The 16711-nt window shown below is 52.0% G+C and carries 10 protein-coding genes; 4 read left to right on the top strand and 6 right to left on the bottom strand.

The genetic code is table 11. From position 1 onward, the window contains the following. The first annotated feature begins 192 nt into the window (after positions 1–192). A complete protein-coding gene (locus FHS27_RS31290; protein WP_261363982.1) occupies positions 193–372 on the top strand; it encodes a SpoIIAA family protein in 180 nt (59 codons plus the stop codon). A 90-nt stretch (positions 373–462) separates the two neighbouring features. On the opposite strand, the gene FHS27_RS29120 is transcribed toward FHS27_RS31290, so the two are convergent. Beyond that, positions 463–651 carry a hypothetical protein gene (locus FHS27_RS29120; protein ID WP_184309670.1) on the bottom strand — a complete coding sequence of 63 codons (189 nt, stop codon included), beginning with the start codon at positions 649–651 and terminating at the stop codon, positions 463–465. A gap of 686 nt (positions 652–1337) precedes the next feature. On the opposite strand from FHS27_RS29120, the gene FHS27_RS29115 reads away from it, so the two are divergent. Next, on the top strand, positions 1338–2888 hold the full coding sequence (locus FHS27_RS29115) for a hypothetical protein (RefSeq protein ID WP_315854749.1): 1551 nt from the start codon (positions 1338–1340) through the stop codon (positions 2886–2888). 801 nt (positions 2889–3689) lie between these two features. Here FHS27_RS29115 and FHS27_RS31485 read toward each other — a convergent pair. From FHS27_RS31485 to FHS27_RS29105, 3 genes are all read right to left on the bottom strand, one after another. Further along, positions 3690–3824, bottom strand: a complete 135-nt coding sequence (locus FHS27_RS31485) for a hypothetical protein (RefSeq protein WP_261363981.1) — start codon at positions 3822–3824, stop codon at positions 3690–3692. 51 nt (positions 3825–3875) lie between these two features. Beyond that, the gene (locus tag FHS27_RS29110; RefSeq protein ID WP_184309668.1) at positions 3876–5486 is read right to left on the bottom strand and encodes a sulfatase; all 1611 of its coding nucleotides are present in this window, start codon (positions 5484–5486) and stop codon (positions 3876–3878) included. Between the two features lie 283 nt (positions 5487–5769). Further along, on the bottom strand, positions 5770–7893 hold the full coding sequence (locus tag FHS27_RS29105) for a hypothetical protein (protein ID WP_184309666.1): 2124 nt from the start codon (positions 7891–7893) through the stop codon (positions 5770–5772). Between the two features lie 516 nt (positions 7894–8409). Here FHS27_RS29105 and FHS27_RS29100 point away from each other — a divergent pair. Continuing rightward, complete coding sequence (locus FHS27_RS29100; protein ID WP_184309664.1) at positions 8410–10830, top strand: glycoside hydrolase family 42; 2421 nt, start codon at positions 8410–8412, stop codon at positions 10828–10830. Between the two features lie 453 nt (positions 10831–11283). On the opposite strand, the gene FHS27_RS29095 is transcribed toward FHS27_RS29100, so the two are convergent. Next, positions 11284–14268 carry an exo-alpha-sialidase gene (locus tag FHS27_RS29095; protein WP_221225475.1) on the bottom strand — a complete coding sequence of 995 codons (2985 nt, stop codon included), beginning with the start codon at positions 14266–14268 and terminating at the stop codon, positions 11284–11286. A gap of 414 nt (positions 14269–14682) precedes the next feature. Next, on the bottom strand, positions 14683–15519 hold the full coding sequence (locus FHS27_RS29090) for an AraC family transcriptional regulator (protein WP_184309662.1): 837 nt from the start codon (positions 15517–15519) through the stop codon (positions 14683–14685). Positions 15520–15870: 351 nt separating this feature from the next. Between FHS27_RS29090 and FHS27_RS29085 the strand changes: the two genes are divergently transcribed. Continuing rightward, positions 15871–16710: a 3-keto-disaccharide hydrolase gene (locus tag FHS27_RS29085; RefSeq protein WP_184309660.1), complete on the top strand. Its 840-nt coding sequence runs from the start codon at positions 15871–15873 to the stop codon at positions 16708–16710. Position 16711: the final 1 nt, after the last annotated feature.

Raw genomic sequence — 16711 nt, 5'->3', positions numbered from 1 at the left:
CCACCATAGTCGCCAAATTGCTCCGTCAATTTGTCCCCGCAACCTCCCGCAAACACTCCAGGCCTGAAAGGCCGACACACCCAATGCCGGTGGTGGCAACCACCGGTCACGTCGAATTCGGTGCGCTAAGGGGGCATCATTCATGTTGAGTCGTTTCCGGGGTGGGGCTCCTTTTCGTCGCTGATCGCACCTTTGAAATTTGTCCGGGAGCATCACAAGAAGCTCTCTCGCATTGCCTTGGCTACTGATTCTTCGAACGGAAGTTTCGCCGAAAGTATCGGAAGTCATTTTGTAAATGTGGCAATCAAGACGTTTGAATTCAGTGAGCAAGAAAGGGCGAGAAGTTGGATCCTGGATATCGAGAACTCGTAATTCACGTGCCGAAATAGTGGCACCTGAATGCGTTTCTCGATCCTCACTCGTAATCATGCCTCACTCGTAATCATGCAAACGGGGAGCCTGTTAGGGTGACATCGCGAAGACGCAAATGCAACGCAGTTGATGTTCAAGCCCTTTGTTAACGGACCCAGTGATGATCGCGTGGGTTTGGCTCCAATACTCTGATTCACCGCGTGATGCCAGCAGGCTCGTATCAGCGATTGCCGCGGTAGGCATTGCCAACCGATTGGCAGCGTAGACTTGATAGTTCATTGCTTTCTGCTGGTGAAGTATGTGATTGCTCGGTCGGTCTTGAGCAGCGTCGGCTAAAGACTCGCGCCATTCACCCGCATCCTGCAACAACGATCATCCCATTGCCAGTCGCACCAACGATTTCCTCTCATCAATGACCATCTTTTAGTTGGCATTTCTTCGACCGTAGCAACGGATCTTCATGTCCCTCGGGTCGAGATGTCCTGAGCGAAAGTTAAGTCGAAATGCATCGGCGAAACTTTCCATGACTCGTTCCAGCGAAAGATTGTTTTGACACGCTTGGTGTGGGTTGGACTCGGCGTGTTCAGTCGGTTTCAGAGAGGCCATCTTGGTCTACATACTGCGGTGGATGAGATACTGTTGAAAGGCTATCAGCGGCACGCCGGTATCGAGCAAACGAGCAGCAAAACTATAGAATAGGAGTTTAGCGAATCGTAAGTTAAACTCGATCGAAACTTGTGTAACAAGCCTTCGAGTTCGGGCAGAAATGCAGAGCCTTGCGTTCAGCGCGGAGCATCCGCGAAGTGCCATGGTGATAAAGGATTAGCTGATGAACACTGTGTGAAGCGATGATCGAATCGGGGCATTCGCGAGACGTTGGTTGCCATCATTTAACGCAGCCGTTTCGCTCCCTGTGTCAGTGAGAAACAGTTCGCCCTGTTGCACGCATTCGCAAGTAATTGAATGTGAGTGCTTCTTCATATTCCCCACCCGAAAACAGTTTGGAAATGATGATGATTTTGAAACGAGAGTTTTTGCAGTTTCTGTTTGCGGTCATTGTTTTTAACTTGAGCCACTTCACCGCTGTTGAAGCTGACGATTCTCCTTGGACAAGCAGCAGCCGAATTGCAATCAGTGCCGATGGCAATCCTGACGCGGATGCGGATGATGTTGGTGCAACGCCGATTGGACTCGCAGTGCTCGCTAAGGCCGGTCTTCAAGAAAACCTAGTTCACTATGACTTCAACAATTTTTTGGAGTACAAGAAGATCAACGGTCGCGAGAATCGCATGTGGCTCAGCGCCATGGGCGGACAAAATCGCTGGGGGTTCGATCGCAAGCGATTCTTCGATGCTGCCAACGATCCCTCGGGCGCTGTCACGCATCTCACGTCGGTGATCAACCAATCAACCGCAGAAGATCCGCTCTATTTGATCGTCGGAGGTCCGATGGAATTGATCTATCGGGCCTTGGAAGCCGCCGATGGCAGTGCAAGGCAGCACGTCATTCTGGTCTCTCATCACAACTACAACGAATACTTCAAGCCGCGACTTTGGCATCGAAACTGGAACGATGTTCAGGAGCTGGTTCCCGGCATTGGATATCTCAGGATCAAGGACCAGAACGGAAACAATGGCAGTGGCCTGAAAGGATCAGCGAACTCGGATTTTGACTGGCTGAAAAATCATGCGGACTCCAACTTGAATTGGGTCTATGAGCGAATCACTGCTGGCAAACCTGACGTTTCCGACGCGGGCATGGTTTCGTGGTTGATTGGGATCAATGGAAAGGATGAAGTCGTAACCATTGCCGAAATGCGGGACTGGTTCGGACCTGAAGTGATTCCAGTCAACGGCGGAAATCCGGCAACTCCCGATGCTCCGGCCGGTGTCGAGCCTGATGTGGTTCCACCGATTGCCGAAAGTATCTTTCAAGAAGTCGGTGGGAAATTGGTGATTGAATCCGAGAGTGTTCCGCTGACCGATGACTGGATTCTGGATACCACAGAATCAGGTTACAGTGGAGCGGGATACATTCGTTGGATGCCTTCGTGGCTTGATAAAATCAGTCATCAGCATGAAGGGGTGTTGATGTACACGCTTCGCATTACCAATCCGGGCAAGTACCGGATGGCGCTGAGATCATCCCACAAAGGGGCTCCGGAAAGGGACAAGTGGAATGATTGTTGGACGTTGATGGGGCTCAATCCAGTGAGTCCCTACGGCGCGACTCGCAAGACCTATCATGCCATCAATCAGGAGCAGTTTGACAGTGGCTTGGGATTCACATGGCACACGACGCACGATAATTATGGAGCCGTGGCCAAGTCGGATGGACACTTTTCAACTCCGATCTACAACCTCACGAAAGGCGATCACTATTTCTGGATCTGTGGGCGCTCCGGCGGGTTTCGGATCGACAAGATTCATTTTTTCAAAGAGGGCGTCGCCGGCTTTAAGAGCGACTCGAAGCCGGCCACTCCGGTTCTTTCGAGAGACGAAGCGAAATCGCGTTAGCTTCTCGCAACTGCTCTGAAGTAGAGTCAACGGTTTCTCCCATGAACAGTTGAAGCGACGCCCAAAAAAATATCCTTCCGGCAGCTACTTCGGCCCGACTGCCCGTCGGCTCAGTTGCGACGATGAGTGCATCATCGACGTGCGTACTCAGGTCAAGTTTTCACCGACGCCAAGGTAGAACATTTGTCCCAAATGTTTATTCAGTAAGTGCAATGCTAGCTCCGCGTAAACAACTGGGGGCGACCGCATTGATAGGCCTAGAAAGGCGATTGAATCGTTGGGGCTGAGTCTCGACAGGGGGATTCATGACCGACCTGTCTCTAATGGCAACCGCGTTTTTGGCTGAAAAAACGGGAAACAACCAAAAGTGAATCGGCAATCCGCAGCTGCACCGTGAGCTCGATTCGGCGAAGGTTGTCAGGGGGATTCGTTGCAACGAGCGATCCCTCGACGGCTCGCGATCGGCGCGATGACGAACGGCCTCGGACAGGACGCCTTCTGCTCGGTTGGGCGGTGCCACAGCCACGACGATGAATGTACTCGGTGCCTTGATAATCGAGCGTGGTGAAATGGCCATGCGATGGTTCGAGCCGCGCGGCCTGGGTGAGCAGTTGAGGAAAGCAGTCAGGTCTCGGCAAGTAACCGACCGTTGAAACTCAGCCGCGAAGTCAGAGCCTTCCTAGTAGTGTTGACCGCCGGAAAACAAGTCTGGTGCGATCGAAAAGAGGCTGGAAAGTGGAAACGAGAACGGGCTGTGCTTTCCCCACTGTTATCCAGTTTCTATCTCAACGGGCTGGACCATCAGACGCCGATCTTGGCAACGAGATCTTTCGCGACGTCGACGACTCTGTGATCCTTTGTCTCAATCAGGAAAAAACTCAGTTGGCCGTTGAGGAAGTCAAACGCTTCGTTGGTGAATCCGGTTTGACGCCGCATCGTTTGACTATGCCTTTCATCGCCGATCAAACGGGGATTCGAACACCCTCGTCATTTCGTTCGCACGGGGATAAATGACGTTTCATCGAGATCTCCGGTAAGAGCTTCCATTTGCGTTTTCAAGCTGGACTTGGTGTCCGCAAAATCGGGGTTGTCGGCTAGGTTCGTCCACTCATGTGGATCGTTCCTGTGGTCGTATAGTTCTTCCTTGCCACTGACGTAGTGTGTGTAGCGGTAGTCTTTGGACCTGACCGAGTAGCTGTGGAACGACGGCTCCAACCCTCGTTCCGTATTCGGCCCGGGCGTCATGACAACTGAGAACGCGACGTCAGGGCCATCCCACTGGCCACCATTGGGATCAACTAAAAATGGCGTCAAGCTGTGCCCACCGAGCGACACACCATTTTCGTTGATCCGGTTGTCGCTTTCACTGAGACCACACAGGTCGGCAATCGTTGGATAGATATCAATCAAAGACACAGGATGCTCGATTGTCTTTCCGGCACTCTGCGACATCTTTGGATTCCGGATGATCATCGGTACACGCGTGCTTTCTTCCCACAGCGAGTTCTTGTACAGATACTGTTTCTCGCCCTGATGGTAGCCGTGGTCGCTCACAAGGAAGACAATGGTGTTATCCTTCAACTTGCTGTTGTCCAGTGCGCCAACTACCTTTCCGATTTGGTCATCTACGAACGTGATGCAGGCAAGATACGCTTGCAGGTGCTTCAGCAACCCTTCTTCGGCAGTGGGATAGGAATCAACCAATTTCTGATAGTGAGTCGTCCAGAGTGGATCCCATTTCGGAAAAACGGATGCGAAGTGACAATCGTCTCGATCGTTCTCCTTGATCGCTGCCAATTTCAAGGATTCCAGGGGGTACATATCAAAGTACTTCTGCGGTGCGACGAGCGGCGTGTGTGGACGCGAAAAACCAACGGCAACAAAGAATGGTTTGGAATGGGAGCCGGACTCCAATTCCTTAAGTTTCTCGGTCGTCCAATTTGCCTGCAGTTCGTCGCTCATCAGGTCTCTGTCATCGTCGCTTACGTAGCGAAAAGGCTTTCCCATTCGAGTCTTCCAGCCCACGTAACCAGCGAAATTTCCAGAGGCGGGGACATGGGGAACATCGGCCAGCGATGCAAAGACGCCATCGATGGCACCAATATCGCGAAAGGGCAGCGGAATAGAGGGATGGCCGACTTTCGTCTTACCGTTAGATGGGAACGGTCCTGGATCCTGCGGTATCCCAAATTCGGTCCAGTCGTCGGTCTGTTCGTGATGCATCAATTTCCCGGTGCCATAGGCGACGTAACCATTGTCTTTCATAAACCGAGCCAGCGACTTGCATTTTTTCAGCGTGTCGTTTTTGTGCCAGTCGTCAAACCAATAGTTTTTCGACACATGCGGGTAAACGCCAGTCAACATGCTTGATCGAGATGGTGCGCAGATTTGGGCGTTGCAGTGAGCATTGATAAATCGGACACCACTTCCGGCCAGTGCGTCGAGGTTGGGCGTGATCGCCTGCCGATGTCCGCCCAGGTAGCCCGTGTAGTCGTTCATGTCGTCGACCATGATCAGAAGAACGTTGGGCCGGTCGGCGAAGACGATGCCAGATAGCACATGCGAAAGCAACAGAACGAGCAGCATTTTGGGAAACATGATTCGTCGGTGCCCTGAAAGTTGAGAAGGAAGGATTTGCTAGGGGGAACCAGGATTAGCGGTGTGTCAAATGGTTCGTTGTGCCAGATTTAGGAACATTCGTTTGGGGAATCCGATTGGTGACGTCACAGCGAATTCCGAATCAAGCGGTATTTGACCAAGCCTGTTTTGAGCAAACATCGCGGTAACGTGATTGCGTCAGTATTTGCTCGATCGAATGCTCGAGATTTATCGAGGCCGCGTTTGTGTCGATTGCCGCTGTGCCAAGGCATCCGATGAATTTTCAATCGGAAGGTTCCTGATAGAGGCTCTCTCCCACCTTGCGGCTGGCTTCGATTAATTCGGCATAGGGTGTGTCGCAGGTGTCGGTAAAACCAATTTGATAGTTCTCGTGGTCCCAGGGGCGAGCGGTGGTCGGTGAATCGCAGAACTGAAACCAGTGACAACCGGCAATGTTCGGGTGCTTCACGCAGTCGGTCACAAACTGTCTAAACGCTTCGGCGCGTTCTTTTTGGTCCGCCACCTGCACCAATCCGGTATCAAACATCCCGCGGTCGAGTGCACCAAAATGAAATTCGCCGATGATGTAAGGTTTGTCGCCCGCTTTTTCCAACCGTGCCAGCTTGTCTGACAAGAAGCGGCTATAAACGTTGAAGCTGACCACATCCGCAAATTCGGCATTAGCCTGCATGACCATCGGGATGATCGGCGCGGAACTTCCGTAGCGGCATCCCAGGTAAAGATGGTTCGGTGCGATCTCTTTCACAACGCGTCGGACGGTACTGAAGTAGGTGCGAACGAATTTCGTATTGAACGCCACCAGGTCCGATCGTGCGCCCTTACCGTCCGGCGCGTCCTCGTGATCCAACAACGCACCCCAGGAGGCATGATTGGTATTCCAGGCTTTGTTCAACGCAGTAATGACACCGTACTTTTCCTTTAAGTCCGATACCAACTCCCGCTTTGCGTTTTGATCAGCAGGTGACGTCAAAGAGGCGACAGACATTGCGGTTTCGTCGCCAAACGACAATTCGTTGTCGACAAAATACCCAATGCACATCGGGTCGTTCACTGTCCCTGCGAGCGCTTGGCCTTGCAGTTGATTGTGGATGCTCGTTTCAAAACTCGAGTCAAACACGTCCTTGAATTTGCCCCAGTGCCCGGACGATCCCTGAACCGTCTTCGATTTGGGGCGCACGTAGGCGACGTAAGGTAGTTTTCCCATCGCATAGATGTGCGGTGAAGTCCAGTTGCCTAGTGTGTTGATGCCCCAGGCGGGCAATCTCTTCGTACAGACCTCTGCAAAGCGGTTCTTCCAGTCCGCTCCATATTTGCGCATCACGTTGTACCTGTGAAAACTAAACGCCCGGACGGACTTATTGTAAAAGTACGATCGCTCTAGATCCGGTTTCCATGGAAAGTAGAATTCGCTGTTCGCGGCATTGTCTGGAGGCACGTTCTCGAACCAATGATGCCGTTCATCAAGAATCGTCCCAGGTTCAAAGTCGACTCCGTCGATGCCCAGCGAGAAAAACAGCCTGCCATCCGGATCAACCAAGGTCCATCGACCGTCGTGCTTCGCAGTGCGAAACCAGCCGGTGGCTTCTAGCTGCGGACCGTCCTTCCAGCCGCCAAAGCGATCCCAGGAATCCGGTGGCGATGTCGCGGCAAGCGTTCGTGTTTCTGTCTCGACTGACTCCACCAATTCCTCCAACGAATGGGTCTTCCCCGGCCAGTCTCTGTGTTTGAACTGTCCAAATTCGTCGATGAAAGGAAAAACTTTTTCGGGTATCGGTTTGGATGATGGCGTCGAAGGCTTGCCGACGAGGCGAATCGTTCCGACTTCAAATGCATGCGGTTCATGATCCTGCACGACAAAGAACAAAATTTGCGTGATGTTTTCCAGGTGCATTGATTCCTTACTGAAGAAGGGAATTCCTCGCATGCCGAAGAAATCCTTCGGCGAGATTCCTTCGTATTCGATATGCGGAATCAATGGGATACGAACCTCTTTCGATTTGCCCGGCTCAAGGGAGACATCGTGTAAGCGAGTCAGGCTGGCTGATTCATCTGAACCTTTTGGGCGACTGTCGATGCGACAACGGACTCGCAGCGACGACTCGCCCGAATTTTTCATCTGAAACGTCAGCTGCCCGTGCGTTGACGCGTCGATTCCTCGCTCGAATAGGAAAGAAACGCCCGGCCATTGGTGCGTCGTTCCCAGGACTGCTCGAAGGGCAGGGCCTGTTTCGTTTGTGACTAACGAGAGTTTCGACCCTGCGGCTTTGCTCGTTTCGAAAGCCGCGTTGCTAGACATGTCAACGAGCACACGATCTGATGCGACGAGCGGTAACGCCATTACGATGAAAGCAAAAATGCTTCCAGGCACACGAACGATAGCCATCATTTTCTTGGGTCCTTTGAGCAATCATTGATGATCAGGTTGCCCCTCAACCCTTCATCGTGAGCGATACAGTTTCCATGAGGGAGTCGGATAAAATTTGATGCAACGGCCGATCACGGCAACAACCAATTGGGCGAGCTACTCGCGCAATATAGCATCAATGCGGGCGCATCAGACGAGGCGTGACCAATTGCCCCAACGTGATTTGCCCCGTCTCATTCTAGTACGATGTCGCACGCCCTTCGCTTGGTCTTCCTCTTGAGGCGGCCTGCCGCCACCATGGTCTCGTGACGACTGAATCCGGCTATAGTGACTGTTGCGCTGCGTCGTTCCCACGCAATACCGCTTGCGTCTAGTGGTCTATAGAAGGTCGTCAGCGCAAGCACTGCGCGAAATGAGAAGATGTCAGAACTGTCGTGTTTCAATTTCTCACGTAAGATGCGAAACGCAAGTGCATCTGCACGCAAAGAATCTAGTCGCATTTGAAGTCGATCGCCTCCTCGATTCCTAACGAAAAAAATGAACCGCACACTTTTACGATTTGCAATTGGTGGGCTCGCGTTGCTTGGCCTGCTGTCGTCACACAATCCTTGCTTCTCTGATGACACCGCCGTGGCATCAGCAAGTCAAACACTCGTTAAAGAAGCGTTGGCAAAGATCGGAACGCTGGAAACCAAGATGGCGGAAGCTGAGGCGAAAGGAATTGATGTCACTCGGGAGAAAACGGTCGTTTGGTTTGCCAAGGAGTTTTTGAAATTTGCAGATTGGGATGAAAAAAATCGGGACGCCGTCGCTTATCTAGTCGGACAGTATGCTCCCTACAAAGAAGATAGCGACAAACTCGCCGCCGAAATCCCGGATTTCCAACGCATCAAGACTATTGAAATTCTGGACAATGGAATTGTCGAATTGTCTCGCGTTTTGGGTGGTGAAATCGTGCGACGCCCAGTCAACAAGGTTGACTGGCAAAATATCGAAGTCGGTGACAACATGCTGATTAACAGCAATGGGCGTCCCGTCTTTCTCTATGACTACTTCTCCAAATCGGTTGGTCGGCCCCTGACCGATGACAGAGTCTACAACGAACATCTCGGTGCGATTTTCCACGGCGGCGAGAACCTTTATCCGGTCGAGCATGACCGGGCGATCAATTCATTTTTGCTGAAGGAAGATCGCACCTTCGATCAAGACTTGTTAAACGAAGTTACTGGGATTTCGGATACTAATGTTGGCTTTTTGATCTACTGGAACCAGGGGATTCCTGAGTGGGTGGAAAAACTCGAACCGGAAGTTCGTTTTGGCCGTTCAACGTTCACCGGATTCGATATCGACAATCCTCTGGTGAAAGAGGTTTGGGGCACAATCGCCAGAGAAACGGGCGTACTGACTCAAGGGAAAAAGGTTACGCAGCTCGGCTACATTCTCGCCAACGAACCCCACTGGCATTCGATCGCAAGTGGATGGACTAGGCGTACGGGCGAGATGCAGCAAATCTCAATCTACACACTCAACGGATTTCGTACATGGTTGCACAAGAAATATGACGGCGATATCGAGCGGCTCAACAAGAACTGGGAATCGCAATTTACCAGTTTTGATACGGTCGCAATCGAAATTCCAATCGCTGCCCAAACCCGTGGCACCCCGATGTTCTACGATTGGGCTCGCTATAGCATGGACCGCGCCATCGATTGGTATGCACATATCCAACGCGAACTACGCAAAGGCAACCCCGGTGCGGACACTCACATCAAGAACAGCACACACCTTTTTACCGATAACGATCGTGCGCATGGAATTGACTTGGAAGCCCTCACCGAACTCACTTCGATGATTGGCGATGATGCCAAAACTCGCCCAACACGCCGCAGTTATCCAAACAAACTAGAAGCTTGGGAGGAGCACTACTCGTATTGCTGGGAAGAGTTGAGCATGTCCTATGACTTCATGGAGTCAGTGGCTCCAGAGAAGATTCACGTTAACTCCGAATCTCATTTCCTGTCCGCCTCTCGATGGAGAAAACTCGATACGTCGGTCGAGTATGTGGAAAGCGTGTATTGGCTGGCGACGCTGCAGGGCATGGACGCCAACATGGCATGGTTCTGGGCAAGAGATCCCGATGGATCGCCTGAAGACCGACTGGAAGGCGAGCTGAATTTCGCGGACCTTGCGCTTGCTGGATCTTTCGCAGGCTCTGTTAACCAGCAACCGCACATCGCCAACGCTTACACCCAGGTGATGTATGACCTGAATAGCTTCTCCGAAGAAATCATCGCCTTGCGACAACAACGCCGCCCCTTGCGTCTTTTCCACTCTGAGACGTCGGCCATCAATAAGCAGAACCACATGACCCAGCAGTTCTCGATCTATGAAAAACTCTTCTTTGAAGGGGCTCCCGTAGGATTTGCAACGGCGAACATCATCAAAAACCAGGACAATCAGACATGGGATGCCATTCTGGTTTATCGAACGGAATTCGTTACCGATGGCGAACTCGAATCGCTGCAGTCTTACCTGGATCACGGTGGCACATTGATCGTCGACAGTGAGAACAGTTTGAGCCAAAACGAATACGGGGAGCGACACCGCAAACGGCTGAATCCAAGCAATGGCGAACTCATCATTCTCACCGGTGACGAGAGCCTCGAAAAAGTCCGGGACCTCGCGATTGAGCACACAGCCAGCGGCAGACACGACGTCACGCTTGCCGAAGACAACGGAGGTGACCACAAGAGCTGCCATTGGCGGGCCGTGAAGCGAGCCGATGGAAGCTATTTGGTGAGCATTCTTAACCTTGGTAAAAACAGTGCCGAATTAAAACTCGGTATCAAGAGCCAAAGCAGTATTTCCGTGACTGATTTGTTCACTGGGAAATCCGTTTCGTCCGAATTCAATCTCGATTCAAAAGGTGTGGCGTTACTAGAGATTTATACTCAATAGATATTCACGCAAATTCCTTTGCGGCAATAGGGGCTCGTTGTTTCGTCGACGACGCGTTGAAAATTCCGCCACACAGAGGGAACAACCGCAGTTGATCAGGCATGGACCACTAATCGGCTCAGTGCTGTGCTGATTCTTTAGATCGTGGCCGAACGCATAGTGGTCGTTTCTCTAGCTTACCGACCGCGGAGCATTCGTCCGTATTTGGTATCAAGTGTATTGCAACAATGCGGCTTGGCTCATTTGGTCTTTCCAGCGAAGTTGAGTAGGAATTCAGTGATCGTGCCCGCTTGTTCGGTTCGCTCAGCTTCCAAATCGCATCCCGGATGAATGGGGCTGTGTCTGAGTTTGCAGCAACATCGAGAGGCAGGGAGCTGAATTGCAGAACGGCACATTCGATCGGAGTCGGTTCAAAGAGTGCAATGTCAGGTGAATCGGTTTGCCGCAATGATGCTATTGCAGCCCGGTCGGATCGATGACCACGTGTTTGATCCGTTTTCGATTCCAGGTATAGGTCATGTGAACCAACCCGTCGTCGGCTTGAATGATCGCCGGATAGCTAAACTCGCCGGTCATTTCTTGCTCAATCACACCGGCTTCTTTCCAATTCACTCCATCGTTGGATATCGCCAGTTTTAACACACTGCGTTTTCCCCAACCGTTTTCCGCCGAACCGAGATGGTTGTAGATCATCAATTGACGTCCATTCGTCAACGTCACGACATCGATGCCTGAGTTCGGATTGGGCATGTTGGTTGCCACCAGTCTCGACCACGTGTTGCCGCCGTCGGTGGATTCCGTTGATGCAATGACGCTTTCCTTGGTGCGGCATAGTGCTTGCAAACGGCCGTCGGGGAATTTCATGATCGTAGGCTGGATTGCGCTGAACTCCTCGCCTTCGTTGATCGGGCCAATGCGTTTCCACGTTCCACTGATTTCTCCATCGGCCAATGTGATTTTTTCAAAATGAACTCGCCATCCCTCGTTTTCGGTCGACGAACCACATAGCAGTGTTTTGCCATCGCCTAGCAAAATTGGCTTGCACCGTACCGGCCCATCGATCCCCTCAGGCAATCGCCTGCGTTCCGTAAACGTGCGACCGCGGTCGTAGCTGACCATTATCTCGCCCCACCAGCTGTGTGGACTTGGGCCGACTTTGAAAAAAAGTAACAGTGGAGCGTCGCCGGGCGGTTGATAGAGCACGGGATTCCAGCACGGATACCGGAGTCCATCATGCTGAATTCCATCGGCTACCTTTTTTGGCCGTGACCAACTCAGCCCATCGTGAAAGCAGGACCAAATTGCGACATCATCTCTCCCTTCTTTGGTGCCTCCGAACCAAGACGCCACCAACCCGCGAGTGGTTTGGCAAACGGTCGAGGCATGGCATTCGTTGAAGGGAGCATCCGAAAATACAAATTCACTCGACAACAATCCTGGGAAAGACGGTTCGCTGGATGACGCCGGATCGCTCGGCATCGTTTCCTTCGCACTGAACGTCACGCAATCCTGGTGAGTGATATGGTAAATCCGGCCATTCTCGCTGCCGACTAACAAGTCCGGTTTGCCGTCCTGATTGAAATCGCACACGGCGGGGCTCGATGTGTGTCCGGCGACGTTTCGTTTTGCCAAGTTACCAACCTTCTTCAGCATGACCTTGCCATCTACGTCCGAACAGTTGCGATACCAGGTCGCGTTTTCGGAGTTGACCAACACGTCTAGTCTAGCGTCGCCGTCCCAATCCACGACCGCCAATTTGACGCGTCCAGATCGTCCGCACGTCCCCGAATTGAGTCGCAGCGGCTGTCCATTTGCGTCGATGAAAATACGCTCGGCCTTGCCGCCGCCGGAGCGAAACGTCAGGTAGCCTTCTTGGTCGAGCATCACCAAGTCAAGTTGTTCATCGGCATCGAAATCGACTGCAACCGGTGTCGTCCGCCATTGCGACAGTGTCGAGCTGGAAGACGTTCGCCACCAATACCATTTCGGTGGTGATTCACGTTGCCTGGTATCAAAGCTTAGCTCGACGAGGGCTCCCGATTCGTTGGCCAACAACCCCAACTTTGAAAGGATCGAGTTGTAGACGATGTCTCCATCACCATCGCCGTCCCAATCGGCGACCGACAACGTGGTGTAACCCCACTTCGCCTCGGCTGGGCCTTGGATCGATCCGCTCTCGCCCGCCATCACACGAAACGGTTTCCGCGTCCCGTCGACTTGTTGCACCTCCAGCAGTTTCGGCTCACCCCATTTTGGCAGACCGTTTTCAGCGGTGCCGAGATTTTCAAATAAGCCGATCGAACCTGCCGTGTTGCCACACAGGATGTCTTCGTCGCCGTCGTTGTCCCAGTCATACGCGAACGGCGTCGCGAGGGCACCGAACTTTAGGGTGTCGGCTTCTTGCTGAAAATACTGGGGCGAGTGAAACACGGGTTGGTGATCGCGAAGTTCGCCCGTGTTCTCGATCAGTGCGACCCGCCCGTCTTCGTCGCCAACGATCAAATCAAGATCACCGTCGGCGTCCCAGTCGATTGCAGTCGGAGTGATCATTTGCAAGTGCATCACCAATGGTTCACCAGCGGCGTTGTTCAGTTTCTGCCCCGCGGCGTAGAGCGGCTGTGTTCGTGTGCCAATGTTTTGGAAATAGGTGAACTCGTCTAAAAATTCACCGCACAGCAGATCTAAGTCGCCGTCGTTATCGAAGTCGGCAAAGTTCGGGCTCGGCCAACCGTAGACGTCGATCTCGCCACCGCCAGCACGCAAGCGTTCAGGATGCGAGGAGTATTGAGGGACCTTTGAATTGCCTTCGTTCTTGATCAGATACACGTAACCGTGCAGCGGGCCGTTGCGCCAATTGCCGTGATTGTCGTACGCGTGATCCCATCCGTAGTCGGTCCAGTCGCCGCTGCCCACGATGATGTCGTGATCACCGTCGCCGTCGTAGTCGACGTACCGCCACATGTTCGCACGCGTATTACCTTTTGTTTGACTATTCGGGTTCGCTGGGGCGTTAATTTTGGTCGGTTTCGAAAAATCAAACTCGTCTGTCTCGGCATTACGGGGGAACTCTTTCGCGGGAAGCAGGACGACCGGTTCGCCATCAACCAAACTGAGCTGCATGAAATGATCGCCGCGACCGATCCGCACGCCTGGTTTGAAAACTGGCATCTTCACGCTCGAATCCTGAGACGGATTTTCAAAGAAATACGTGCCGTTTGATGGTTTGTCGGGGCAACCTACCAACAGATCCAAATCACCATCGTCGTCGTAATCGATCGGCAACGGGAACGCCCACAAACCCACTCCCAAATCAACCTGCAAACCCGGGTTGTTGTACTCCAGTGGCTGCAGTTTCCACTGGGGCGTCTCTGCAATCGCGTCGCAGCAGAATATCGAGACACAAAGACAGAAGTACACAGCTAACTTGCGTGGAAACATTGCTTCGCTTTCGGTGGGGACTTGGCGGGGCATTCGTTTGGCGGGGCGTTCGTTTTGACTGAATGTGCGACAAGTTTAGCACGCACCGACATCGCGTACCGAACCGCAATCCGGACGCAATTTTTCAGAAATGAAGAGCATCAATCGTTTTTCGAGAATCCGCGAAGTTTTTGGTCGCGCAAAGGTATTCGTCTTCAATGCAATTGCCGACACACGAAGCGCAGCTACACCACCACGATCCAGGATCAATAAGTGCCGAGTGTATTACCGACATCGTCGATGCAAGCGGCTGGACACGACGGTATTGATTGCCACAATGTGAACCTGACGTCAAACCGAGGAAATGGAAGAACAGGACGACGAGTCTCGCTGGATCGCGGTTTGCGTTTCACATTTGCCTCGTGCTCAATACAACTAATTAACCAGGCGTGTGTTGCGATATTCGCCTGGAGAGACTCCCGCTTCCTTCTTGAAGACTTGTCCGAAATAGGCTGGCGAGCAAAATCCCGTACTACGCGAAATATTGCCAATCGGCATGTCCGTTGACGTCAACAATTCTTTGGCCCGCTTCACTCGAATCGAAGTGAGATATTGAATCAGAGTGAATCCGGTTATCTCCTTAAACACCGAATGCAAACGCGTACGACTCAGTGGGCAGAACTCAAGAACCGTATCCACCGAGACTGGTCCCATGTAGTACGATTCCAAATAGTCGATGATTTCGCGTACCATTCGTTCGTCGGAGGGAGGCAGACAGATCTGTTCTCCCTCCTCTTCGAATCGCGGATCCCTGGCGATCGCGACAAATAGCTCCGTGCAAACCATTTTGATTCCAGCCAGATATGCGTTCTGCTTACGTTGGTGCTCTGAGAGTAGCTTCTTTAGCACAAATTCAATAAGTGGTTGAGCCGCTCCCGAAAGTGCCACTTTGCCATGTAGCAACCGCATCTTTTCGACAATGTTCAAAACTTCTTTGTCACCGGCGCTCGCGAGGGAAAATATCTCGTTTTGAAAACCGACGACATAACACTCAAACGACTTGTTAGGCAGGAAGATCGAGCAGTGTCGAGTGCCGGCCGGAAAGAAAAACATGTCCCCGGCATTCAACGAATATTCCTGATATTCAAATAGCTGAGCACCTGCGCCATCAACACAGAAGAGTATTTCGTGATGGTCATGTTCATGTGGCACTTGAGCGTTGTGGCAACCCGGCGGGTTAACGTTCTTGCTAATGTGAAAGAAGGGAGGCATTGCACACCTATTTAGAATCGTCGTGGATTGTCCAGGCTTGGTTCATCAGAAAGGAATGATCGCAATTTTTATGCATTGTTGAAACATTACGATACCGGGAAACCCGACCGGACGTAGCTCTCTTCGTATGCCTCACATGAAAATGCGATGTGTTTTCTATAGACGAGGTGGTGCGGATAAATGTGATAGAGATGCGGACAATTCCAATAATGAAATTTCGACGCGTGAAACCTATTCTGTACTCTTCATCGCGGTGGCTCACATGCGATTAGTGCGGTGAAGACATCACAGCTTCCTGGGTTTCCAGGAGAAAACGAATCGGAGTAAAGCGTCTTGACCAGGAATCTGAAGGTGGGCATCGGTATTCAGCAGTTGTGTTCCCTGATTGCATTGGTGTGGGCAAGTATCGCAATGCCCGTTCATGCGGGAGATGGGTTCGTCTGGTTGCTCGATGAAGAGTCGTTGGCGGGATGGCATGTTCTCCAACGGCCCGAGGGTGATAAGTTCCATGCAACAAACGAAAACTTTTTCGTTAGGGATGGGGTGCTTCACTGTTTCCAGTTGGATAACAAGCACGGCGGGATGCTATTAACGGATCGTGAGTACGATCAATTTGAATTGGCAATGGATCTGAAAATCGATTGGGGGTGCGACTGTGGGATCCTGCTGCATTGCAACGATGACGGCGCATGTATCCAAATCCTTAATGACTTTCTTAAAAATGGATGCATTGGCTTTCCATTCGGCGAACGCACTGGATCCTATATCTCTCAGCCAATTCTCTTGAACCTTGCCGGCGACGACGTCCGGGCAGAGGATTCCTATAACGCGGTCGAAAAAGATGGTTTGGTATACGCCATTGACGCCGCTGGTTGGAATAGGGCGTGGAGGCAGGAGGACTGGAACGCGATCCGAATCCGATGCGAAGGGGCTGGTCCGTCTATCACGACTTGGATTAATGGCGTGAAAATCATGGAGATGGATGGGGAAATCTACCGTGGTCGCAGCCTTGATGATTATTTAACGAGGAACTGGGACGCACCATCCGCTTGGGACAAGGCGAAGGTACACAAGATCACGGGTGGTAGAGGGGCGATCGGTTTTCAGTTGCATCCCGGGCGTCGTTGGAAGCCTGGAGGGTTCGCTCGATACCGTAGGATACAAATTCGAGAGTTGGGGCAAACGAATTAGT

The sequence above is a fragment of the Aporhodopirellula rubra genome, assembly GCF_014192335.1.
GTDB classification, from domain to species: Bacteria; Planctomycetota; Planctomycetia; order Pirellulales; family Pirellulaceae; genus Rhodopirellula; species Rhodopirellula rubra.
The sequence above is the reverse complement of the archived record's forward strand: the minus strand, read 5'-3'. Positions and strand labels throughout refer to the sequence as shown.

Excerpts from the sequence above, each read along its gene's own strand:
- FHS27_RS29120 (WP_184309670.1), bottom strand. The coding sequence starts at position 651 with ATGAACTATCAAGTCTACGCTGCCAATCGGTTGGCAATGCCTACCGCG.
- FHS27_RS31485 (WP_261363981.1), bottom strand. The coding sequence starts at position 3,824 with ATGCGGCGTCAAACCGGATTCACCAACGAAGCGTTTGACTTCCTCAAC.
- FHS27_RS29110 (WP_184309668.1), bottom strand. The coding sequence starts at position 5,486 with ATGTTTCCCAAAATGCTGCTCGTTCTGTTGCTTTCGCATGTGCTATCT.
- FHS27_RS29105 (WP_184309666.1), bottom strand. The coding sequence starts at position 7,893 with ATGATGGCTATCGTTCGTGTGCCTGGAAGCATTTTTGCTTTCATCGTA.
- FHS27_RS29100 (WP_184309664.1), top strand. The coding sequence starts at position 8,410 with ATGAACCGCACACTTTTACGATTTGCAATTGGTGGGCTCGCGTTGCTT.
- FHS27_RS29095 (WP_221225475.1), bottom strand. The coding sequence starts at position 14,268 with ATGTTTCCACGCAAGTTAGCTGTGTACTTCTGTCTTTGTGTCTCGATA.
- FHS27_RS29090 (WP_184309662.1), bottom strand. The coding sequence starts at position 15,519 with ATGCCTCCCTTCTTTCACATTAGCAAGAACGTTAACCCGCCGGGTTGC.